Below are 21,790 nucleotides of genomic sequence, written 5' to 3' on the forward strand. Positions count from 1 at the left end.
GACTAACAATTGCTTACATTAAGATCCGCGGCCTTACCACCTTGGGGAAGGTCCTTAGCAATGCGCCAGTACGTACCATCTGCAGTGAGTTCACCACGCCTGATCGTGTCTGCCATCGGCGTAGCCCTCAGCGCTTCGTCGGCCTACGCCGCCGACCCGGTCGCCAGCAGTGCTATCACCCTCGACGCCACCAGCGTCAACGGCAAGGCTGAACAGGCCAGCACCGATTACAAGGTCGACCAGGCATCCTCGCAGAAGTACACCGCGCCGCTGGTGGATACCCCCCGCTCGGTAACCGTGATCCCGCAGCAAGTGATCAAGGACACCAACGCCCTGACCCTGCAGGATGCACTGCGCACTGTGCCGGGCATCACCTTTGGTGCCGGCGAAGGCGGCAACCCACAAGGCGACCGCCCGTTCATCCGCGGCTTCGACGCCCAAGGCGACACCTACCTGGACGGCGTGCGTGACACTGGCGCGCAAACCCGTGAAATCTTCGCCATCGAATCGGTGGAAGTGGCCAAGGGCCCGAACTCGGCCATCGGCGGCCGTGGTGCCGCCGGCGGCACCATCAACCTGGTGAGCAAGCGCGCCCACCTGGGCAACTCGCTCGATGGCGCCTGGACCTGGGGCAGCGACCAGACCCAGCGCTATACCTTCGATGGCAACTACCAGTTCAGCGACTCCGTTGCCGGGCGCCTGAACCTGATGACCCACGAAAGCAACGTCGCCGGCCGCGACAAGGTCAACTACGACCGTTGGGGTATCGCCCCATCGCTGGCCTTCGGCCTGGGTACTCCGACCCGCGTGAACCTCGACTACTACCATCTGGAAAGCGACGACCTGCCGGATTCGGGCATCCCGTACACCATCCCGACCGCTGGTAGTACTGCCCGCACCTCGGCACATCCGAGCAAGCCGTACGACGGCGGTGACAGCGACAACTTCTATGGCCTGACCGGTCGTGACTTCCGCAAAAGCCGCGTGGATATTGCCACCTTTGCCATCGAGCACGACTTGACCGACTCGCTGACCATCAAGAACACCCTGCGCCATGGCAACAGCATGCAGGACTACATCCTGACCCAGCCTGACGACAGCAAGGGTAACGTCAACAACGGCAGTGTCTGGCGCCGCGCCAACACCCGTGTGGGCAACACTGCCACCACCACCAACCAGACCGACCTGTTCGGTGAGTTCTACCTGGGTGGCATGAAGAACAGTTTCTCGACCGGTATCGAGCTGAGCCGAGAAGAGAGCAAGCGCTCGAGCTACACCGTCGATACCGACACCGTCCCAGGCGGCACCGCCAACACCAACTGCACCCCAGGCATGATCGGCGCCACCAGCGGTTACAACTGCACCTCACTGAGCAACCCGAACCCGGACGATCCTTGGAACGGCAGCATCGCACGCAACTACGCGGGCACCGATACCAAGAGCAACACCCGCGCAATTTATGTTTTTGACACACTCGAACTGACGCCCGAGTGGCTGTTGAACATGGGCCTGCGCTACGACCACTTCGACACCCAGTACCGCACCTACGACGCCACAGGCGCCACCGTGGTGAACAGCAAGGGCGTTGTCTCCAAAGGCAAGGATACAAGCGAGTTCGTTACCGGCCAGCTGGGCCTTGTATGGAAGCCGGCCGAGAATGGCAGTATCTACGTTTCCTACGCCACCTCCGCAACGCCACCCGGAGCAATGCTGGGCGAAGGTACTGAAGGCAACCCGCTGGGCAACACCACCGACCGCGCCGGCAACTTGCTGAGCAGCGATCTGGAGCCGGAGGAAACCACCAACTACGAAATCGGCACCAAGTGGGACCTGCTCGACCAGCGCCTGTCCCTGGCCGCTGCGCTGTTCCGCACCGAGAAGGAAAACGCCCGCGTCCAGGTTGACACCACTACCTACGAGAACGTCGGCGAAACTCGCGTACAGGGCATCGAACTGTCTGCCAGCGGCAAGATCACCGAAAAATGGCAGGTATTTGCCGGCTACACCTACATGGAAGCTCGCCAGATAGACGGTGGTGCCGTGAACAAGGCCAACGACGGCAACCAGCTGCCAAACACGCCGAACAACAGCGCCAGCCTGTGGACCACCTACTCCATTACGCCGAAGCTGACCGTGGGTGGCGGTGCCTTCTACGTGGATGACGTGTATGGCAGCGTGGCCAACACCACCATGGTCGACAGCTATGTACGCTACGACGCTATGGCCGCCTACAAGCTGACCAAGAACATCGACCTGCAGCTGAACGTGCAGAACCTGACCAACGAGGTGTACTACGACAAGGCCTTCTCTACCCACTTCGCCAACCAGGCGGCGGGGCGGACGGCTCTGTTGACCACCAGCGTCCACTTCTGATGCCGGGATGGGGTTGATCTGTTGAATGGGCTGCGCCTGTACCGGCCCTTTCGCGGGTGAACCCGCTCCCACAGAAATATCACTGGACCTGAGGTCAGTGCAGTACCTGTGGGAGCGGGTTCACCCGCGAAGAGGCCGGTACAGACAACACAAGCCTGACTGACTAGCCCACCCTGCCCCGTTCATTCCCGTGAGCGGGGCTTTTGCGTATCAAGGCATAATGCACGCCGCGTAGTGTGCGGCAGAAACACAAGGTGATCATGTGGTGAAGAAGACGCTGTTCCAATTGCACTGGTTCTTTGGCATCACCGCTGGCCTGGTGCTGGCCTTGATGGGTATCACCGGGGCCTTGTACTCGTTTCAGGAAGAACTGCTGCGCGCGCTGAATGCCGATGTCCTGAAGGTCCAGGTGCGCCCGGAGGGCGTGCTGCCCCCGGCCGAACTGGTCCAGCGGGTCGAGGCCCAGCAGCACGACAAGGTGGCGATGCTGTGGGTCGATGTACGCGAAGGCAACGCCGCACGCGTCTTCTTTACCCCACCGCCAGGCGAGCGCCGTGGCCAGTTGCGCTATGCCGACCCGTATACCGGCGAACTCAAGGGAGAAGTGGCCGGGCAAGGCTTCTTCAACCTCATGCTCAACCTGCACCGCTTCCTGGCCATGGGAGACAGCGGCCGGCAGATCACCGGTGCCTGCACCCTGATGCTGGTGTTCTTCTGCCTCTCCGGCCTGTACCTGCGCTGGCCGCGCAAGGCGCTGGACTGGCGCACCTGGCTGACCTTCGACTGGGCCAAGAAAGGCCGCGCCTTCAACTGGGACCTGCATGCGGTGGCCGGCACCTGGTGCCTGCTGTTCTACCTGCTGTTCGCCCTGACCGGGTTGTTCTGGTCCTACGAGTGGTACCGCGAGGGCCTGAACAAGCTGCTGGCCGACGCGCCGGCCGCCGGCCAGCAGCAAAAGCGCGGCGAAGGCCGGGGCCGCCACGGGCCGCAGAAAATCGACAAGAACGCCCCGCCGCTGGTGGTCGACTACGACGCAATCTGGGCCAACCTCAAGGACGCTGCCGGCCCGGGCCTGGCCATGTACAACCTGCGCCTGCCACCGGTAGGCGGCCAGCCGGCCAACCTGTTCTACCTGCTGGACAACGCCGACCACCCACGTGCCTTCAACACCCTGGTACTGGACCCGGCCAGCGGCCAGGTGAAAAGACATGACCGCTACACCGACAAGTCCTTCAAGGCCCAGCTGCTCCAGAGCATCTACGCCCTGCACGTGGGTGAATACTTCGGCCTGCCGGGGCGCATCATCGTCACCATCGCCAGCCTGACCATGCCGCTATTCTTCGTCACCGGCTGGCTGCTGTACCTCGACCGCCGTCGCAAGAAGCGCCAGGTACGTGCCGCCCGTGGCAACGTCACCAGCAACACTGCCAGCGGCGACAGCTGGCTGATCGGCTTTGCCAGCCAGAGCGGGCTTGCCGAACAACTGGCCTGGCAGAGCGCCGGGCAGCTTCAGGCCGCCGGCCTGCCAGTGCAGGTACGCGCCCTGGCAGAACTGGGTGAAAGCGACCTGCGCCAGGCCCGACGTGCGCTGTTCGTGGTCAGCACCTTCGGCGACGGCGAAGCCCCCGACAGCGCCCGCGCCTTCGAGCGCAAGGTGCTCGGCCAGCCTTGGGCGCTGGACAACCTCAGCTATGCCCTGCTCGCCCTCGGTGACCGCCAGTATCCGCACTTTTGCGGCTTCGCCCGCCGCCTGCAGGCATGGCTGGGCGAACGCGGGGCCTGCAGCGCATTCAGCCCGGTGGAAGTGGACAACGCCGACCAAGCCGCGCTGCAGCAGTGGCAGCAGGAACTGGCGCAACTGACCGGCGCCCAGCCAGTGGCCGCCTGGCAACCGCCGAGTTTCGGCAACTGGTCGCTGGTGCGCCGCGAACTGCTCAACCCGGGCAGCCAGGGCCAGCCGGTGTACCTGCTGGGCCTGCGACCGGAGCAGCCCGCCAGCTGGGAAGCCGGCGACCTGGTGGAGATCCTGCCGCTCAACGGCCAGCCGAGGATCGACGCCTTCCTCGATGGAATGACGCTGGACGGCGGCGCCAAGGTGCAAGTGAATGGCTTGGCCGAAACCCTCGCCCAGGCCCTGTCCGGTCGGCAGTTGCCGACCCGTCGCGATCACCTGGTCGGTTTGCAGCCGCAGGCGCTGGTCGACGCACTGGTGCCGATCGGCAGCCGCGAATACTCGATTGCCTCGATCGCCAGCGATGGCGTGCTGGAGCTGATCGTGCGCCAGGAGCGCCATGCCGATGGCAACCTGGGCCTGGGTTCCGGCTGGCTGACCGAATACCTGCCGCTTGACGGTACGCTGAGCCTGCGTTTGCGGCGCAACAGCAGCTTCCACCTGCCGGAAACGGCGGCACCGCTGGTGTTGATTGGCAACGGCACCGGCCTGGCCGGCCTGCGCAGCCTGCTCCGCGCGCGGGTGAATGCTGGCGAGCAGCGCAACTGGCTGCTGTTCGGCGAGCGTAACCGGGCGCATGACCTGCTGTGCGGCAACGAGCTGCAAGGCTGGCTGGACAACGGCGACCTGGCACGCCTGGACCTCGCATTTTCGCGGGATCAGGCCGAAAAGGTGTATGTGCAGGATGTGTTGCTGCAACAGGCTGAAGAGCTCAAGCGCTGGGTCGCGGATGGTGCCTGTGTGTATGTCTGCGGCAGCCTTCAAGGCATGGCTGCCGGGGTGGATGCGGCGCTCAACGGCATCCTCGGGGAAGCGGTAGTGCAGCAGCTGATCGATGATGGGCGGTATCGGCGGGATGTGTACTGATCTTGCATTGATATAGCCAGCACTGGCCTCTTCGCGGGCCTGCCCGCTCCCACAGGATACTCACAGATCTCGAAAGCTGTGCAATACCTGTGGGAGCGGGCAAGCCCGCGAAGAGTCCGGTACAGCTTCAGTGCAACTCGAAGGTATCGGCATCCAGGTTGGCCGGGAACTTGGCCCGGTAGGCCGCCAGTTCCGCCGCACTCAACACCGCGGTGAACACCCCGTCGGCCTCCCCGGCACTGAGCAGGCTCTCGCCCTGGAAGTCCAGCACCTGGCTGTCGCCGGAATAGGCAAAGCCCTTGCCGTCGGTACCCACCCGGTTCACCGCCGCCACATAGCACAGGTTCTCGATACCCCGCGCCGGCAACAGGCGGTTCCAGTGCTGGCGGCGCGCAGCAGGCCAGTTGGCGGTGTACAGCAACAGGTCGGTGTCCTGGGCATCGCGGCTCCACACCGGGAAGCGCAGGTCGTAGCAGATCAGCGGGCGAATCCGCCAGCCCTTGAGCTCGAACTGCACCTGGCGCTCACCCGGGGTGTAATGCTTGTGCTCACCGGCCATGCGGAACAGGTGACGCTTGTCGTAATGCAGGATCTCGCCATCAGGCCGAGCCCACAGCAGACGGTTGCGGTGGCTGCCATCGGCGGCCTGGATGATCACGCTGCCGGTAATCACCGTGTTGTACTTCTTCGCCTGGGCCTTCAGCCATTTGTAGGTCGGGCCGTTTTCCGGCTCGCACAGGCTTTCCGATTGCATGGAAAAACCGGTAGTGAACATTTCCGGCAGGATCACCAGGTCCACTTCGCCCACCTGCTCCAGCAGCACCTCGAAGTGCGCATAGTTGGCCTCGCGGTCGTGCCAGGCCAGGGTGGTCTGCACCAGGGCGACTTTCAGGTTCGGCAGTGTACTCAGATCGCGCATAGTTTTTCCGCTGCCTGACGCAGCGTCTCCTCTCGTTTGGCAAAGCACAGGCGGACCAGGCGTTGCTCGGGGATGGGTTGCTGGTAGAACACCGACACCGGGATGGTCGCCACGCCGTGCTCACGGGTCAGCCACAGCGACATGTCGACATCGTTCAGGTCCGGGCGGATCTGCGAATAGTCCACCAGCTGGAAATAGGTACCCGCCGTGCGGGTGAAGCGGAACCGCGAGCCCTCCAGCAAGCCGCAGAACAGGTCTCGCTTGGCCTGGTAAAAGGCCGGCAGTTCATCGATATGCTCGGGGTGCTCGGCCATGAAATCGGCCAAGGCGCACTGCAGCGGGGTCACACCGCAGAAGTTGACGTACTGGTGCACCTTGCGCAGCTCGGCACTCAGCGCCGGCGGGGCGACCACGTAGCCGGTCTTCCAGCCGGTGACGTGATAAGTCTTGCCGAACGAGCTGACCACGAAGGCGCGCTGGTACAGTTGCTCGTGGGCCAACACGCTGGCATGGCCTACACCGTCATAGACCAGGTGCTCGTAGACCTCGTCGCTGACCAGGTAGATATCGCGGTCAGCGATAAGCCGGGCCAGTTGGCCCAGGTCTTCTTGGGTAATCAGCGCACCGCTGGGGTTGTGCGGCGAATTGAGAATGACCATGCGCGTGCGCGGGCTGAGGGCATCGCTGAACTTCTGCCAGTCGATGCGGAAATCGCCATCGCTCAGCTGTACATGCACGCAGCGCCCACCAGCCAGTTCCACGGACGGCTCGTAGCTGTCGTAGCAAGGGTCGAAGACGATTACCTCGTCACCGGCATGCACTACTGCCTGGATGGCGCAGAAGATCGCCTCGGTGGCGCCAGGGGTGATGGTCACTTCCTGGTCGGCATCCACCTGCGCGCCATACAGCCGCGCGACCTTGGCCGCCACCTGCTGGCGCAGGGCCGGCAGGCCGGTCATCGGCGAATACTGGTTATGCCCGGCGGCCACATGCCGGCCGACTGCATCGAGCAGCGCCTGCGGGCCATTGAAGTCGGGGAAGCCTTGCGACAGGTTGAGCGCGCCCGTCTGCACGGCGAGCTGGGACATGGTGGTGAAGATGGTCGTGCCGACATTCGGCAGTTTGCTGCGGATCATGGAGCCCTCTTTCCTGGGGTGTATCCGGCACGGGGTGGAGTCCGAGCATAGCGGATCGAGCGGTCAGGAAAAAGGTTGAAACAATAGGGGGATTTGCGCTGGATCAAAGGGCCTCTTCGCGGGTAAACCCGCTCCCACAGGTCCTGCACAGATTTCGAAAACTGTGGGTCCTGTAGGAGCGGGTTTACCCGCGAAGAAGTCGACGCGGAATCAGCGCTTGTCGCGGCGCTTCTTCTCGGCCTTCTTGTGGTGCGACATCAGGCGGCGCTTCTTGTTGACCTGGCGGTCGGTGAGGGTGTTCTTCTTGCCCTCGTACGGGTTCTCACCGCCCTTGTACTCGATGCGGATCGGCGTACCGACCAGCTTCAGCACACGCCGGTAGGTGTTCTCCAGGTAACGCGAGTACGACTTCGGAATCTTGTCGGTCTGGTTGCCGTGGATCACGATCAGCGGCGGGTTGGCACCACCAAGGTGGGCATAGCGCAGCTTGATGCGGCGGCCGTTGACCAGCGGCGGCTGGTGCTCGCTCACGGCATCTTCGAGGATCTGCGTCAGGCGGCTGGTCGGCCAACGGGTTACCGCCGACTTGAACGCGGCCTGCACCGACTTGTACAGGTGGCCCACGCCGGTGCCGTGCAGGGCGGAGATGAAGTGGATGTCGGCGAAATCGACGAAGAACAGCCGGCGCTCCAGCTCGGTCTTCACGTAGTCACGCTCGCCCGGCTCCATGCCATCCCACTTGTTCAGGGCGATGACGATGGCGCGGCCAGCTTCCAGGGCGAAGCCCAGCAGGTTCAGGTCGTGATCCACCACGCCTTCGCGGGCGTCCATGACGAAAATCACCACGTTGGCGTCCTTGATCGCCTGCAGCGTCTTCACCACCGAGAACTTCTCGACTTCCTCGTGGATCTTGCCGCGCTTGCGCACGCCGGCCGTGTCGATGAAGGTGTACTTCTCGTCATCGCGCTCGAACGGGATGTAGATACTGTCGCGGGTGGTGCCCGGCTGGTCGTACACCACCACGCGCTCTTCGCCGAGCATGCGGTTGACCAGCGTCGACTTGCCGACGTTGGGGCGGCCGATGATGGCGATCTTGATGCCATCCTTTTCGCTCGGGCCCGGGATGCGCACCGCTTCCTCGCCTTCGGCGACTTCGGCGTCCAGCGCTTCCTCGACCTGGTCGCGTGGCAGGTGGCCGAGCACGGCCTCCATCAGCGCATTGATGCCGCGGCCTTGGGAGCCGGCCACCGGGATGGCGTTGCCCATGCCCAGCGGCGAGAACTCGGCGCGAGCCACATCGGCGTCGATGTTGTCGATCTTGTTGGCAACCAGGATCGCTTCCTTGTTCCGCTTGCGCAGGTGCTCGGCGATCATCTGGTCGGCAGCGGTCATGCCGGCACGGGCATCGACCAGGAACAGCACATAGTCAGCTTCTTCGATGGCCATGAGCGACTGCTCGGCCATTTTCTCATCCATGCCCACTTCGTCACCGGTGATACCGCCGGTGTCGATCAGGATGAAGGAACGACCCTGCCAGGTGGCATCACCATACTGGCGGTCACGGGTCAGGCCCGACAGGTCACCGACGATGGCATCGCGGGTCTTGGTCAGGCGGTTGAACATGGTGGATTTGCCGACGTTCGGGCGGCCCACCAGGGCGATTACGGGAACCATTCGGCTCTCCACTCTTGAATTCTTGAAAATGCAAAGGCCGCTGCAAGGCAGCGGCCGGAGTTCGGGCGGCGTGTCCTACGCCGCGGCTTGAAGCCCGCCAAGGCTTCAAGCATAGCTTCAGCGGATGGTCAGTGCCTCGAGCTTGCCGCTGTTGCCGAAGACGTAGATGGTGTCGCCGACCACAAGTGGGCGGGCGCGCAGGCCATCACTGTCGATACGCTCACGGCCGACGAAGCGGCCATCGACCTGGCTCAGCAGGTGCAGGTAACCCTCGAAGTCGCCCACCGCCACGTAGCTGGAGAACACTTCAGGCGCGGTCAGCTGGCGGCGAGCCATGGTGTCGTTGGTCCACAGGGCGCTGGACGAGCGCTCGTCGACGCTTTCGACAGTACCGGAAGCTTCGCTGACATAGACGTTACCGTAGCCCTGGGCGACACCCACGTAGCTGGAGGCATCACGCTGCCACAGCACGCGGCCGCTTTCCAGGTCCAGGCCCGCGACGCGGCCCTGGTAGGTGCTGACGTACAGGGTACCACCCGACAGCAGCAGGCCGCCGTCGATATCGACCACGCGGTCCAGCTCGGAACGGCCCTGCGGAATCGCCACACGGCTTTCCCACACCGGTACGCCGTTGTTGATGTCCACCGCCACCACCTTGCCGGTGGACAGGCCGGCGACGGCCAGGCGGTTGGTGGCGATCGGCGCGCCGGTGCCACGCAGGGTCAGCACGGCCGGGGTGTTTTCGTAGATCCAGCGACGGTCGCCAGTGGCGGCATCCAGGCCGATCAGGCGATCGTCCTGGGTCTGCACCACCACCACGTCACCGTTGTTGGCAGGTGGGGCCAGTACTTCGCTGGTCACGCGGGAGCGCCAGCGCTCCTCACCGGTGCTGGAGTCCAGGGCGATGACTTCACCCTTGAGGGTACCGATCATGACCAGGCCGTAGCCCACGCCGACAGCGCCGGAAACCGGCAGCTCGAGGTCCTTCTTCCACACCACGTCGCCGGTGATGCGGTCGAGGGCGAAGACTTCGCCGTTGACGTCGGAGGCGTAGATACGGTCGTTCTCGATGGCAGGTACGAGGGTGTTGTAGGTCTCGCCCTGGCCGTCACCGATCGAACGGCTCCACTGCTTTTTCAGCACCACTTCCTCGGTGAACTTGGTCAGCTCGGCCGGAGGCAGTTCCTTCTTGCTGTTGCTGCTGCAACCTGCGGCCAGTACGGCCAGGGTCAGCACTGCTGCATGTTTCCAACCGATCACTTACGCGTCCCCTTTGGCCAAGTCATCCAGCTTCAATTGCAGGCCACCGACCGCCGCCTCATCGGACAACGCAGCCTTGGCTTTCTCGTAAGCGCTGTGCGCGTCGTCGGCGCGACCCAGTTGCACCAGCAGGTCACCTTTCAACTCTTCGCGGCTGGCCAGGAAGGCTTTGTCGGCGTCGCCGTCGAGCAACTTGAGGGCATCCTCGGCCTTGTTCTGGGCGGCCAGCACACGAGCCAGGCGCTGACGCGAAATCTCGCCCAGGGTGGCATCGGCCGGCTTGTCCAGCACGCTCTTCAACTCGGCAGCAGCGTCGTCGAGCTTGCCGGTCTCGACCGCGACCTTGGCCACGAACAGGCTGCCGTACTGGGCGTAGGCGGTACCGCCGAACTCGCTCTTGAGCTTGCCGGCCAGTTCCGCGACCTTGGTCGCGTCAGGCTGGCCAGTCGGCGTCAGGCTGGTCTCCAGCAAGGCCTGGTACAGCTGCGAGGCACCTTGCGACTGATTGTTCTGGTACTTGTGCCAGGTATTCCAGCCCAACACCACCACGCCAGCCAGCAGGGCACCGGTCAGCAGCGGCTTGCCGTTGCGGTTCCACCAGTCCTTGACCCCTGCCAGTTCATCATCGGTACTCGACACCCCAATACTCCTTTTCGCCTATTCGCTTGTTGAACCGCGTTACGCCTGCGCGATCGCGGTTTCCAGGTGCTCAGCCAGAGCATCCCAGGCAATGTTCTGTTGTTCGCCCTGACCACGCAGGGGCTTGAAGCCGATCTCTTGCTTGACCAGTTCGTCGTCACCGAGGATCAGGGCGAACAGCGCGCCGCTCTTGTCGGCTTTCTTGAACTGGCTCTTGAAGCTGCCACCGCCGGCGTTGACTGCCAGGCGCAGGCCCGGCAAGCGGTCGCGCAAGTTTTCGGACAGGCGCAGGCCGGCAAGCTCCGCCTGTTCGCCAAAGGCGCACAGGTAGACGTCGATCTGGCGGCTGATTGACTCGGGCACCTTGCCCAGGGTTTCCAGCAGCAGGATCAGGCGCTCGATGCCCATGGCGAAACCGACGCCCGGGGTCGGCTTGCCGCCCATCTGTTCGACCAGGCCGTCATAACGGCCGCCCGCGCAGACAGTGCCCTGGGCGCCGAGCTTGTCGGTGACCCACTCGAACACGGTCTTGCTGTAGTAGTCCAGGCCACGCACCAGCTTGGTGTTGATCACGAACGGGATGCCGGCAGCGTCCAGGCGGGCCTTGAGGCCCTCGAAGTGCACGCGCGACTCTTCGTCCAGGTAGTCTTCCAGCTTCGGCGCGCCGACCAGCACCGCCTGGGTGTTCTGGTCCTTGCTGTCGAGAATGCGCAGCGGGTTGCTCTTCAGGCGGCGCTGGCTGTCTTCGTCCAGTTGCTCCAGGCGCGCCGAGAGGAACTCGACCAGCGCATCACGGTAGCGTGCACGTGCTTCGCTGGTGCCCAGGCTGTTGAGCTCCAGCTTGACCGCGTCCTGGATGCCCAGCAGGCCCCACAGGCGCCAGGTCAGCATGATCAGCTCGGCATCGATGTCCGGGCCATCCAGGTTGAACACTTCCACGCCAATCTGGTGGAACTGGCGGTAGCGGCCCTTCTGCGGGCGCTCGTGGCGGAACATCTGGCCGATGTACCACAGTTTCTGCACCTGGCCGTTGCCGGTGATGCCATGCTCGAGTACGGCACGCACGCAGGCGGCAGTGCCTTCGGGGCGCAGGGTCAGCGAGTCGCCGTTGCGGTCCTCGAAGGTGTACATCTCTTTTTCGACGATGTCGGTCACTTCACCGATGGAGCGCTTGAACAGCTCGGTGAACTCGACGATCGGCGTGCGGATCTGGCTGTACCCGTAGGTATCCAGCAGGCCGGCGACGGTGCCTTCGAAGTAGCGCCACAGTGGCGACTGTTCTGGCAGGATGTCGTTCATGCCACGGATGGCTTGCAGCGATTTGCTCACGAAAAGTCCTTACGAATTCTGTGTGTCAGCCACGGACGATCAGCGCCGCGTCGGCTTCGGCCTTTTCGGCCGCTTTCTGGCGGATGAGCTTTTCCAGTTCATCGACCAGGTTGTCGTTGGTCAGCTTCTGCGCCGGCTTGCCGTCGATGTAGACCAGGTTCGGCGTGCCGCCGGTCAGCCCCACATGGGACTCCTTGGCTTCGCCCGGGCCGTTGACCACGCAACCGATCACCGCCACGTCCAGCGGCACCAGCAGGTCTTCCAGGCGCCCTTCCAGCTCGTTCATGGTCTTGACCACATCGAAGTTCTGCCGCGAGCAGCTCGGGCAGGCGATGAAGTTGATGCCACGCGAGCGCAGGTGCAGCGACTTGAGAATGTCGTAGCCGACTTTCACTTCTTCGACCGGGTCGGCCGCCAGCGAGATACGGATGGTATCGCCAATGCCTTCGGCCAGCAGCATACCGAGGCCGACAGCGGATTTCACCGTCCCCGAACGCAGGCCACCGGCTTCGGTGATGCCCAGGTGCAGCGGCTGCACGATCTGCTTGGCCAGCAGGCGGTAGGCTTCGACGGCCATGAACACATCGGAGGCCTTGACGCTGACCTTGAAGTCCTGGAAGTCCAGGCGGTCGAGGTGCTCGACATGGCGCAGGGCCGACTCGACCAGCGCCGCCGGGGTCGGTTCGCCGTACTTCTTCTGCAGGTCCTTTTCCAGGGAGCCGGCGTTGACGCCGATACGGATCGGGATGCCCCGATCGCGGGCGGCATCGACTACCGCGCGTACACGGTCTTCACGGCCGATGTTGCCCGGGTTGATACGCAGGCAGTCGACGCCCAGTTCGGCCACGCGCAGGGCGATCTTGTAGTCGAAGTGGATGTCGGCAACCAGCGGCACGCTGACCTGCTGCTTGATGCGGCCGAACGCCTCTGCAGCGTCCATGTCCGGCACCGAGACGCGCACGATGTCCACGCCGGCATCGACCAGGCGCTGGATTTGCGCCACGGTGGCGGCCACATCGTTGGTGTCGGTGTTGGTCATGCTCTGCACCGCGATGGGGGCATCACCACCCACCGGTACATTGCCGACCCAGATTTTGCGGGATTCGCGACGTTTGATCGGAGATTCGCCGTGCATGATTACTGTCCCAACTTCAGGCGAGCGGTCTCGCCACTGGTGAACGGGGCAACATCGACGGCCTGGCCGTTGTAGCTGACCTGGGCGCCACGGGCAAAGCCCAGGCGTACCGAGAACGGCGGCTTGCCGGTCAGCTCGAGGTTGTCCCCCTTGCGCTTGATGGCGCTGAACAGCACCTTGCCGTTGCCGTCGGTGACCTGGGTCCAGCAATCGGCGACGAACTGGATGGCGACCTTGGCACTGCCAGCCGGCACTGCGGCGGCGGCAGGCTCGGCAGCGGCCACGGCCGCTACAGATGTAGCAGGTGCAACAGCCGCCGGGGCCGGGGCAACAGGTGCAACCGGCGCAGGCGCGGCAGCAGGTGCGCTGGCGATCGCTGGCACAGGCGCCTGCTGGGCCGGTGTCGGTACTACGGCAGAGGTATCGGCAGGTGCCGGGCTTGCCGGTGCCGGTACGGCGGCAGGCTGATCGGCTGCGCCCTGCTCAAGCGGCAGCGGCGCACTCTCAGGCTGCTGGCCAGCGGAAACAGCCTGGTCTTCCGGCTCATCGAGCGGGTGAATCTGGGTGGTGCCGTCGGCGCTTTCGACTTCGACGTGCTCCAGGGCAATCTTGGCCAGCTCCTTGCCACGCAGGCTGCCCTGGTCCTGCCACCAGACGAAGCCGCCGCCGACCACTGCCACCAGCAGCAGCAGGCTGACGCCACGCAGAATGTTGTGCGACAGGCGCACGGGCTCTTCGATACGGCCCAGCGAGTGCACGTCGCTGCCTTTGGCGTGGGTGCCGGTGTAACGGTCGAAGGCGTCCACCAGGGCAGCCTGGTCCAGGTCCATCAGCTTGGCATAGGCGCGGATATAACCACGGGCGAAGGTATGCCCCGGCAGCTTGTCGAAGGCGCCGGTTTCCACGTGGTTCAACGAACTGACAGTGAGGTTGAGCTTGCGGGCCACCTCGGCTTGTGACCAGTCCCGGTTCTCACGGGCCTGACGCAAAAGCTCACCGGGGTTCTGGCCAGGCGCTACTGCTACTTCGGGATGCGCGGCTTTCATCGTTGCTCCGACAGGTATTGCTGATATTCCGGCGTACCGGGATAAAGTCGTTGTAATTGCTGGCCCAGCTCGGCCAGTGTGCCTTGCTCGTCGAATACCCTGGCAAGGCGGCTGCCCAGCAGCAGGCTACGGGCATCGTGGTCGCTCAACTGGCTGAAACGATCGTAGTAGTCCCGGGCCGGCACATAATGCCTGTTTTCGTAGGACAACTCAGCCATTTCCAGCAAGGCTTTCGGCTGCCGCTGGTTGAGTTGCAGAGCTTTCTGCAGATACGCATGGGCCTGGTCGCGGCGCTCGAGCTTCAGGGCGGTCAGGCCCAGGTTCTCGTAAACGCGTGAGCGCTCAGGATACAGGGTATCGGCGCTGGCAAGGCGAAACATCTGCTCGGCCTCGGCAAATCGGCCTTGAGCATAAAGGAAACTGCCGTAATTGTTGCGAATTCGCGTGTCGCCGGTACGTGCCTTCAGCGCCTTGCGGAAGTGCGTTTCGGTCAGCGCAGGCTCGCCTTCGGCCTGAAAGACCAGCGCCAGGGCGGCGTGCGCATCGGCATCACCACCATCCAGGGCCAGGGCCTTGCCCAGCGGCGCCTTGGCCTGCTCGGTCAAACCCTGTTGCAAATAACCCAGCCCAAGCTGCACATAGGCCCGCCCCGCCTCTGCCCTGCCCTGGCGGCTGGCCAGGGGGTCGCCCGCGCCGCCCGACACGCAGCCGGCCAGCAGCGAAAGCGCAAGGATCGACAGCGCGGCGCGCAGGCTCATGGGCAAGGTCCCGGTCAGTGGCTGGCGGGGCTGTCTTGCAGCTCGGCGTCCGCGGACAGCTGGCGCACAGCGATGTAGCGCTCGCTGCGGCGGGTGCGGTCGTTGACCTGGCCGACCAGCTGACCACAGGCAGCGTCGATGTCATCACCACGGGTGGTGCGGGTGGTGACGTTGAAGCCACCATGGTGCAACAGATCCTGGAAGCGGCGAATGGCGTTGTTGCTCGGCCGCTCGTAGCCCGAGTGCGGGAACGGGTTGAACGGGATCAGGTTGATCTTGCAGGGTACGTCGCGCAGCAGCTCGATCATTTGCGCAGCATGCTCAGGCTGGTCGTTGACGTCCTTGAGCAGGGTGTACTCGATGGTCAGCACGCGCTTGCCACCCAGGGTGGACATGTAGCCCATGCACGATTCCAGCAGCATCTTCAGCGGGTACTTCTTGTTGATCGGTACCAGCTTGTTGCGCAGTTCGTCGTTCGGTGCGTGCAGCGACAGGGCCAGCGACACGTCGATGTGCTTGGCCAGCTCGTCGATCATCGGCACCACGCCCGAGGTGGACAGGGTGACGCGACGCTTGGAAATGCCATAGCCCAGATCTTCCATCATGATCTTCATGGCGGCGATGACATTGTCGAAATTCAGCAGGGGTTCGCCCATGCCCATCATGACCACGTTGGTAATGGCGCGGTCGATCTTGGCCGGAACGGTCCCGAAGGATTTGTTGGCAAGCCACACCTGGCCGATCACTTCGGCGGCGGTGAGGTTGCTGTTGAAGCCTTGCTTGCCGGTGGAGCAGAAGCTGCAGTCCAGGGCACAGCCGGCTTGCGACGACACGCACAGGGTGCCGCGATCGTCGGTGGGGATGTAGACGGTCTCGACGCAGCTGCCGGAGGCAACGCGGACCACCCACTTGCGGGTACCGTCGGCGGAAATGTCTTCACTGACCACTTCCGGGCCCCGAATCTCGGCAACGGCCTCGAGCTTTTCGCGCAAGGCCTTGCCGACATTGGTCATGGCGGCGAAATCGTCGACGCCATAGTGGTGAATCCATTTCATGACCTGACCGGCACGAAAACGCTTCTCTCCGATCGACTCGAAGAATTTTTCCATTTCCTGCAGGGTCAGGCCCAACAGGTTGATCTTGCCAGTCATGTCACTCATGGAATCACCCAAGACCTGCTTCGCTTAGCGAATGCGGTCGCACAGCTCGGTAGCGGAGAAGAAGTAAGCGATTTCGCGGGCAGCCGAAGCTTCCGAGTCGGAACCGTGAACAGCGTTTTCGTCGATGGAAACGGCGAAGTCAGCACGGATGGTGCCGGCAGCAGCTTCTTTCGGGTTGGTGGCGCCCATCAGCTCGCGGTTGGCCAGAACGGCGTTTTCGCCTTCCAGAACCTGAACGATGACCGGGCCGGAGGTCATGAAGGCAACCAGGTCACCGAAGAAGCCGCGCTCTTTGTGTTCGGCGTAGAAGCCTTCGGCTTCGGCTTTGGACAGTTGCTTCATTTTCGAAGCGACGACGCGCAGGCCGGCTTTCTCGAAACGAGTGGTGATCTCGCCGATGACGTTCTTGGCAACGGCGTCAGGCTTGATGATGGAGAAAGTACGTTGAACAGCCATGGAAAACTCCAGAAAAATGAGTGTTGCGAAAAATTAAACCCGCGAATTATACGCGGGTTCCAGGGGATTGCCTAACCTGCAGGACGCGTTCAGTCGGCTTCTTCGATCCAGGCCGCCTGGATGGCCTCGAGCACTTTCTCACCGCCGCGTGACGGATCGTCGCTGAATTCTGGCAAGGCCAGCACCCAGCGGTGCAGATCGACGAAATTCACATAACGAGGATCGACTTCCGGCTTGCTTTCTGCAAGCTGGATGGCGATCTCAAGTACATCAATCCATTTCAGGCTCATGGGGTAAACCTCAGTGCGGCGCTTCGGCGGCGTGGTTGAGCGAATACTTGGGGATCTCGATGACCAGGTCCTGGTCAGCGACAACCACCTGGCAGCCGAGGCGCGATTGAGCCTCCAAGCCCCAGGCCTTGTCCAGCATGTCCTCTTCCAGTTCGTCGGCTTCTTCGAGCGAGTCGAAGCCCTTGCGCACGATGCAGTGGCAAGTGGTGCAGGCCTTGACGCCGCCGCAGGCGCTTTCCATCTCGATGTGATGGTCGTGGGCCAGCTCCAGGATGTTGGTCCCGGTCGGCGCCTCCACGGTCAGCCCTTCGGGGCAGAACTTCTCGTGCGGCAGGAATGTCACCAGCGGCATCGGTTACTCCTCGATCTCATTCAGGTTGCGCCCGGCCAGTGCGGCTTTGACCGTCGAATCAAGGCGACGGGCGGCAAATGCGTCGGTCACCTGCGACAGACGTTTGGTCTGTTGCTCGATGGCTGCGCCATCGGTGCCGGCCAGCAAATCACGTAGTTCTTGCATCTGGAATTCGATGGCGTCGCGCTCGTCACTGCTGAGCAGGCGTTCGCCGTCGGCGTCCAGGGCGCCCTGTACCGCTTCGAGCAGGCGCTCGCCGTCCACCTGGTGCTCGCGCAGCTGGCGGGCCTGCTTGTCGGAACCTGCGTGTTCGAAGGAATCCTTGAGCATGCGGGCGATTTCGCCGTCGGTCAGGCCGTAGGACGGCTTGACCTGAATGCTGGCTTCCACGCCCGAGCCCAGCTCGCGGGCGGCGACGCTGAGCAGGCCGTCGGCGTCGACCTGGAAGGTGACGCGGATCTTTGCCGCACCGGCGACCATGGCCGGGATGCCACGCAACTCGAAGCGCGCCAGCGAGCGGCAATCGCTGATCAGCTCACGTTCGCCCTGCAGCACGTGGATCATCATGGCCGACTGGCCATCTTTATAGGTGGTGAACTCCTGGGCACGCGCCACCGGGATGGTGGTGTTGCGCGGGATCACCTTCTCCATCAGCCCGCCCATGGTCTCAAGGCCAAGCGACAGCGGGATGACATCCAACAGCAGCAGTTCGCCACCTTCGCGGCGGTTGCCGGCCAAGGTATCGGCCTGGATGGCGGCACCGATGGCCACCACCTGGTCGGGGTCGATCGAGGTCAGCGGGGTGCGGCCGAACAGTGCTCCGACGGCTTCACGCACACGCGGTACGCGGGTCGAACCACCGACCATGACCACGGCGCTGACTTCTTCCAGCTCGATACCGCTGTCACGCACGGCGCGGCGGCAGGCCTTGAGGCTGCGGGCGACCATGGGCTCGATCATGGCTTCGAAACCGGCGCGGCTCAACTCGCCCTGCCAGGTGCCATGGCTGACGCTGACCACGTCGGCGTCGGTCAGGGCTTCCTTGGCGGCGCAGGCGGTCTGCAACAGTGCGCGCTGGGTGGCCGGGTCCAGGTCGGATGACAGCCCGGCCTGCTCGATGATCCAGCCAGCGATGGCGTGGTCGAAGTCGTCACCGCCCAAGGCGGTATCGCCACCGGTGGCCAGCACTTCGAATACGCCGGCAGTCAGGCGCAGGATGGAAATGTCGAAGGTACCGCCGCCCAGGTCATAGATGGCCACCACGCCTTCGGCGTTCTGGTCCAGGCCATAGGCCACGGCAGCGGCGGTCGGCTCGTTGAGCAGGCGCAGCACGTTCAGGCCGGCCAGGCGCGCAGCGTCCTTGGTGGCCTGGCGCTGGGCATCGTCGAAATAGGCCGGCACGGTGATAACCGCGCCCACCAGCTCACCACCGAGGGTGGCTTCGGCACGCTCGCGCAGCACCTTGAGGATATCGGCGGACACTTCCACCGGGCTTTTCGGCCCCTGCACGGTGTCGATGAACGGCATGTGCGACTCACCGCCAACGAAGCGGTACGGCAGCTGCTCGCCCAGTTGCTTGACGTCGGCCAGGCCGCGCCCCATCAAGCGCTTGACCGACAGCACGGTGTTCAGCGGGTCGCTGGAAGCGGCATCGCGTGCAGCCTGCCCCACTTCGTTGCGCCCTTCGAGGTAGCGCACCGCGGACGGCAGAATGACATTGCCCTGCGCGTCGGGCAGGGGCTCGCTACGGCCGCTGCGCAGTGCGGCGACCAGGGAGTTGGTGGTACCCAGGTCGATCCCCACCGCCAGGCGGCGCTGATGCGGCTGAGGGCTTTGACCGGGTTCGGCAATCTGCAGTAGGGCCATGCTTATCTGAATACCTTAGGTGCTATCACGGGCAGCACCGGGTTAATCGTCGAGGCGCTCTTCCAGTTGGCGCACTTCTTGGGCGAGCTTGTCGAGGAACTGCATGCGGCGCATCAGGCGTTCGGCCTTGTCGCGCTCGCCCGGGGCGTCCCAGCAGGCGGCAAAGTCCTCGTTCAGCGTGTCCTGGGCGACCTTCAGGCGCTTCTTGAACACGGCCACGCCATCGAGGTCGGCTTCGTCCTGCAGTTCTTCGAGCTCTTCACGCCACTGCATCTGCTGCAACAGGAAGTCGGGGTCGTGGACCGTGACCTCCTGAGGCACTTCGTGGCCGCCGATGGCCAGCAGGTAGCGGGCGCGACGCGGCGCACTGCGCAGTGTCTGGTAGGCGTCGTTGAGGGCCGCGGACTTTTCCAGCGCCACGCGCTGCTCGCGCTCGGAGGCGTCGGCAAAGCGGTCGGGATGGACTTCGCGGGCCAGCTCGCGATAGCGAGTGGCCAGCTTGTCGAGATCCAGGCGGAAGCTTGGCTGGAGGTCAAACAATGCGAAATGACAAGGAGTACCCACAGCCAGCCTCAAACGTTGAAGCTTTCGCCGCAGCCACACTCACCGCGCACGTTGGGGTTGTTGAACTTGAAGCCTTCGTTCAACCCTTCCTTGACGAAGTCCAGTTCGGTGCCATCGAGGTAGACCAGGCTCTTGGGATCGATGATCACCTTGACGCCATGGTTCTCGAACACCTGGTCCTCGTCCGCCAGCTCGTCGACGAACTCCAGCACGTAGGCCAGGCCCGAGCAACCGGTGGTGCGCACGCCCAGGCGAATACCTTCGCCCTTGCCGCGCCCTTCCAGGGAACGCCGCACGTGGTTGGCGGCGGCTTCTGTCATGCTGATAGCCATCAGGACTCCTTACCTCGCAACAGGCGACTTAGATCAAGCCTTTCTTCTGCTTGTAATCGCGAACGGCTGCCTTGATGGCATCTTCGGCGAGTACCGAGCAGTGGATCTTGACCGGCGGCAACGCCAGTTCTTCGGCCAGCTGAGTGTTCTTGATGGTTTCGGCTTCGTCCAGGGTCTTGCCCTTCATCCACTCGGTGGCGAGGGAGCTGGAAGCGATGGCCGAACCGCAGCCGTAGGTCTTGAACTTGGCGTCTTCGATCACGCCCTGCTCGTTGACCTTGATCTGCAGGCGCATCACGTCACCGCAGGCCGGGGCGCCGACCATGCCGGTACCGACGTCCGGGTCTTCGGCATTCATCTTGCCGACGTTGCGCGGGTTTTCGTAGTGGTCGATGACCTTTTCACTGTATGCCATGGTGCAATTCCTTCCTCATCAGGGAGCCGCTCTTGCCGGCGACTGCTTAGTGGGCGGCCCACTCGATCTTGGAGATGTCAACGCCGTCTTTGTACATGTCCCACAGCGGCGACAGCTCACGCAGTTTGTTCACGGCCTCGCAGACTTTCTGCGCGGCGTAGTCGACTTCTTCTTCGGTGGTGAAGCGGCCGAAGGAGAAGCGGATCGAGCTGTGCGCCAGCTCGTCATTGCGGCCCAGGGCGCGCAATACGTAGGACGGCTCGAGCGACGCGGAGGTGCAGGCCGAACCGGACGATACGGCGATATCCTTCAGCGACATCAGCAGCGATTCGCCTTCGACGTAGTTGAAGCTCAGGTTCAGGTTGTGCGGTACGCGGGCAGTCTTGCTGCCGTTGACGTACAGCTCTTCGAGGTCCGAGACCTGCTTGAAGAAGCGGTCGCTCAGGGCCTTGATGCGTACGTTTTCCGCGGCCATTTCCTGTTTGGCGATGGCGAAGGCTTCGCCCATGCCGACAATCTGGTGGGTCGGCAGGGTGCCCGAACGCATGCCGCGCTCATGGCCACCGCCGTGAATGATGGCTTCCAGGCGTACACGAGGCTTGCGGCTGACGTACAGTGCGCCGATGCCTTTCGGGCCGTAGACCTTGTGCGCCGAGAACGACATCAGGTCGACCTTCAGCTTTTGCAGGTCGATTTCGACCTTGCCGGCCGATTGCGCGGCGTCAACGTGGAACAGCACGCCGCGCGAGCGGGTCAGTTCACCGATGGCGGCGATATCGTTGATCGAGCCAACTTCGTTGTTCACGTGCATCAGCGAAACCAGGATGGTGTCGTCGCGCAGCGCCGCCTCGACCATGGCCGGGGTGACGATGCCGTCTTCGCCTGGCTCGAGGTAGGTGACTTCGAAACCTTCACGCTCCAGCTGGCGAGCGGTATCCAGGACCGCCTTGTGCTCGATCTTGGAGGTGATGATGTGCTTGCCCTTGGTCTGATAGAAGTGCGCGACGCCCTTGAGTGCGAGGTTGTCGGACTCGGTGGCACCGCTGGTCCAGACGATTTCGCGCGGATCGGCGTTGATCAGTTCGGCAACCTGGCGGCGACCGTTCTCGACCGCTTCCTCGGCTTTCCAGCCAAAGACGTGGGAGCGCGAAGCCGGGTTACCGAAGTTCCCGTCGACCAGCAGGCAGTCGGCCATCTTCTGGGCCACGCGTGGGTCGACCGGGGTGGTCGCGGAGTAATCGAGGTAGATCGGCAACTTCATTTGTCTC

Annotated in this window: 20 protein-coding genes; 2 read left to right on the forward strand and 18 right to left on the reverse strand. The window is 63.5% G+C overall.

What is annotated here, in order from left to right:
• Window positions 1-60 precede the first annotated feature (60 nt).
• Both CAG18_RS09175 and CAG18_RS09180 read left to right on the forward strand, forming a co-directional pair.
• Window positions 61-2,373 (forward strand): TonB-dependent siderophore receptor, encoded by a 2,313-nt coding sequence (locus tag CAG18_RS09175; RefSeq protein ID WP_015269024.1) that lies wholly within the window; start codon window positions 61-63, stop codon window positions 2,371-2,373.
• A 262-nt stretch (window positions 2,374-2,635) separates the two neighbouring features.
• Window positions 2,636-5,191, forward strand: a complete 2,556-nt coding sequence (locus tag CAG18_RS09180; RefSeq protein WP_085720778.1) for a sulfite reductase flavoprotein subunit alpha — start codon at window positions 2,636-2,638, stop codon at window positions 5,189-5,191.
• Between the two features lie 127 nt (window positions 5,192-5,318).
• Here CAG18_RS09180 and CAG18_RS09185 read toward each other — a convergent pair whose 3' ends face one another.
• The 18 genes from CAG18_RS09185 to CAG18_RS09270 all read right to left on the reverse strand — a co-directional run bounded on the left by CAG18_RS09185 (window position 5,319) and on the right by CAG18_RS09270 (window position 21,783).
• Window positions 5,319-6,110, reverse strand: coding sequence for an amidohydrolase (locus CAG18_RS09185; protein ID WP_015269022.1), 792 nt, complete (start codon window positions 6,108-6,110; stop codon window positions 5,319-5,321).
• Entirely contained in the window at window positions 6,098-7,246 is a 1,149-nt protein-coding gene (locus tag CAG18_RS09190) for a pyridoxal phosphate-dependent aminotransferase (RefSeq protein WP_085720779.1), read from the reverse strand. The genes CAG18_RS09185 and CAG18_RS09190 overlap by 13 nt, the downstream gene beginning before the upstream one ends.
• Before the next feature lie 210 nt (window positions 7,247-7,456).
• Window positions 7,457-8,920 (reverse strand): ribosome biogenesis GTPase Der, encoded by a 1,464-nt coding sequence (gene der, locus CAG18_RS09195; RefSeq protein WP_013971029.1) that lies wholly within the window; start codon window positions 8,918-8,920, stop codon window positions 7,457-7,459.
• 117 nt (window positions 8,921-9,037) lie between these two features.
• Window positions 9,038-10,180 carry an outer membrane protein assembly factor BamB gene (bamB, locus tag CAG18_RS09200; protein WP_013971028.1) on the reverse strand — a complete coding sequence of 381 codons (1,143 nt, stop codon included), beginning with the start codon at window positions 10,178-10,180 and terminating at the stop codon, window positions 9,038-9,040.
• A complete protein-coding gene (locus tag CAG18_RS09205) occupies window positions 10,181-10,819 on the reverse strand; it encodes a tetratricopeptide repeat protein (protein ID WP_015269019.1) in 639 nt (212 codons plus the stop codon).
• Window positions 10,820-10,858: 39 nt separating this feature from the next.
• Entirely contained in the window at window positions 10,859-12,148 is a 1,290-nt protein-coding gene (hisS, locus tag CAG18_RS09210) for a histidine--tRNA ligase (RefSeq protein WP_015269018.1), read from the reverse strand.
• A gap of 25 nt (window positions 12,149-12,173) precedes the next feature.
• On the reverse strand, window positions 12,174-13,283 hold the full coding sequence (ispG, locus tag CAG18_RS09215) for a flavodoxin-dependent (E)-4-hydroxy-3-methylbut-2-enyl-diphosphate synthase (RefSeq protein WP_038408727.1): 1,110 nt from the start codon (window positions 13,281-13,283) through the stop codon (window positions 12,174-12,176).
• 2 nt (window positions 13,284-13,285) lie between these two features.
• Entirely contained in the window at window positions 13,286-14,329 is a 1,044-nt protein-coding gene (locus tag CAG18_RS09220) for a RodZ family helix-turn-helix domain-containing protein (protein WP_054573164.1), read from the reverse strand.
• Window positions 14,326-15,087, reverse strand: a complete 762-nt coding sequence (pilW, locus tag CAG18_RS09225; RefSeq protein WP_085720780.1) for a type IV pilus biogenesis/stability protein PilW — start codon at window positions 15,085-15,087, stop codon at window positions 14,326-14,328. Before pilW ends, CAG18_RS09220 begins: the two co-directional genes overlap by 4 nt.
• 14 nt (window positions 15,088-15,101) lie before the next feature.
• On the reverse strand, window positions 15,102-16,247 hold the full coding sequence (gene rlmN / locus CAG18_RS09230; RefSeq protein WP_013971022.1) for a 23S rRNA (adenine(2503)-C(2))-methyltransferase RlmN: 1,146 nt from the start codon (window positions 16,245-16,247) through the stop codon (window positions 15,102-15,104).
• A 24-nt stretch (window positions 16,248-16,271) separates the two neighbouring features.
• Window positions 16,272-16,703, reverse strand: coding sequence for a nucleoside-diphosphate kinase (gene ndk, locus CAG18_RS09235; RefSeq protein ID WP_013971021.1), 432 nt, complete (start codon window positions 16,701-16,703; stop codon window positions 16,272-16,274).
• A gap of 89 nt (window positions 16,704-16,792) precedes the next feature.
• Window positions 16,793-16,993: a Fe-S cluster assembly protein IscX gene (gene iscX, locus CAG18_RS09240; RefSeq protein ID WP_003257859.1), complete on the reverse strand. Its 201-nt coding sequence runs from the start codon at window positions 16,991-16,993 to the stop codon at window positions 16,793-16,795.
• 10 nt (window positions 16,994-17,003) lie between these two features.
• Window positions 17,004-17,345, reverse strand: a complete 342-nt coding sequence (gene fdx / locus CAG18_RS09245) for an ISC system 2Fe-2S type ferredoxin (protein ID WP_085665011.1) — start codon at window positions 17,343-17,345, stop codon at window positions 17,004-17,006.
• A gap of 3 nt (window positions 17,346-17,348) precedes the next feature.
• Window positions 17,349-19,211, reverse strand: a complete 1,863-nt coding sequence (hscA, locus tag CAG18_RS09250; RefSeq protein ID WP_015269013.1) for a Fe-S protein assembly chaperone HscA — start codon at window positions 19,209-19,211, stop codon at window positions 17,349-17,351.
• 42 nt (window positions 19,212-19,253) lie between these two features.
• Complete coding sequence (gene hscB / locus CAG18_RS09255) at window positions 19,254-19,775, reverse strand: co-chaperone HscB (RefSeq protein ID WP_015269012.1); 522 nt, start codon at window positions 19,773-19,775, stop codon at window positions 19,254-19,256.
• Between the two features lie 8 nt (window positions 19,776-19,783).
• Window positions 19,784-20,107, reverse strand: coding sequence for an iron-sulfur cluster assembly protein IscA (gene iscA / locus CAG18_RS09260; protein ID WP_003257854.1), 324 nt, complete (start codon window positions 20,105-20,107; stop codon window positions 19,784-19,786).
• A gap of 28 nt (window positions 20,108-20,135) precedes the next feature.
• Window positions 20,136-20,522, reverse strand: a complete 387-nt coding sequence (gene iscU, locus CAG18_RS09265) for a Fe-S cluster assembly scaffold IscU (protein ID WP_003248539.1) — start codon at window positions 20,520-20,522, stop codon at window positions 20,136-20,138.
• A gap of 46 nt (window positions 20,523-20,568) precedes the next feature.
• Window positions 20,569-21,783 (reverse strand): IscS subfamily cysteine desulfurase, encoded by a 1,215-nt coding sequence (locus tag CAG18_RS09270; protein ID WP_013971017.1) that lies wholly within the window; start codon window positions 21,781-21,783, stop codon window positions 20,569-20,571.
• Window positions 21,784-21,790: the final 7 nt, after the last annotated feature.

It is taken from the genome of Pseudomonas sp. B22(2017) (assembly GCF_002113105.1).
In the GTDB taxonomy this organism is placed as follows: domain Bacteria; phylum Pseudomonadota; class Gammaproteobacteria; order Pseudomonadales; family Pseudomonadaceae; genus Aquipseudomonas; species Aquipseudomonas asiatica.

Bases quoted from the DNA above. Each gene is read 5' to 3' on its own strand.
- der (WP_013971029.1), bottom strand. From the start codon at position 8,920: ATGGTTCCCGTAATCGCCCTGGTGGGCCGCCCGAACGTCGGCAAATCC.
- iscX (WP_003257859.1), bottom strand. From the start codon at position 16,993: ATGAGCCTGAAATGGATTGATGTACTTGAGATCGCCATCCAGCTTGCA.
- fdx (WP_085665011.1), bottom strand. From the start codon at position 17,345: ATGCCGCTGGTGACATTCCTGCCGCACGAGAAGTTCTGCCCCGAAGGG.
- pilW (WP_085720780.1), bottom strand. From the start codon at position 15,087: ATGAGCCTGCGCGCCGCGCTGTCGATCCTTGCGCTTTCGCTGCTGGCC.
- CAG18_RS09185 (WP_015269022.1), bottom strand. From the start codon at position 6,110: ATGCGCGATCTGAGTACACTGCCGAACCTGAAAGTCGCCCTGGTGCAG.
- hscA (WP_015269013.1), bottom strand. From the start codon at position 19,211: ATGGCCCTACTGCAGATTGCCGAACCCGGTCAAAGCCCTCAGCCGCAT.
- CAG18_RS09270 (WP_013971017.1), bottom strand. From the start codon at position 21,783: ATGAAGTTGCCGATCTACCTCGATTACTCCGCGACCACCCCGGTCGAC.
- CAG18_RS09220 (WP_054573164.1), bottom strand. From the start codon at position 14,329: ATGAAAGCCGCGCATCCCGAAGTAGCAGTAGCGCCTGGCCAGAACCCC.
- CAG18_RS09175 (WP_015269024.1), top strand. From the start codon at position 61: ATGCGCCAGTACGTACCATCTGCAGTGAGTTCACCACGCCTGATCGTG.
- iscU (WP_003248539.1), bottom strand. From the start codon at position 20,522: ATGGCATACAGTGAAAAGGTCATCGACCACTACGAAAACCCGCGCAAC.
- CAG18_RS09190 (WP_085720779.1), bottom strand. From the start codon at position 7,246: ATGATCCGCAGCAAACTGCCGAATGTCGGCACGACCATCTTCACCACC.
- ndk (WP_013971021.1), bottom strand. From the start codon at position 16,703: ATGGCTGTTCAACGTACTTTCTCCATCATCAAGCCTGACGCCGTTGCC.
- ispG (WP_038408727.1), bottom strand. From the start codon at position 13,283: ATGCACGGCGAATCTCCGATCAAACGTCGCGAATCCCGCAAAATCTGG.
- rlmN (WP_013971022.1), bottom strand. From the start codon at position 16,247: ATGAGTGACATGACTGGCAAGATCAACCTGTTGGGCCTGACCCTGCAG.
- iscA (WP_003257854.1), bottom strand. From the start codon at position 20,107: ATGGCTATCAGCATGACAGAAGCCGCCGCCAACCACGTGCGGCGTTCC.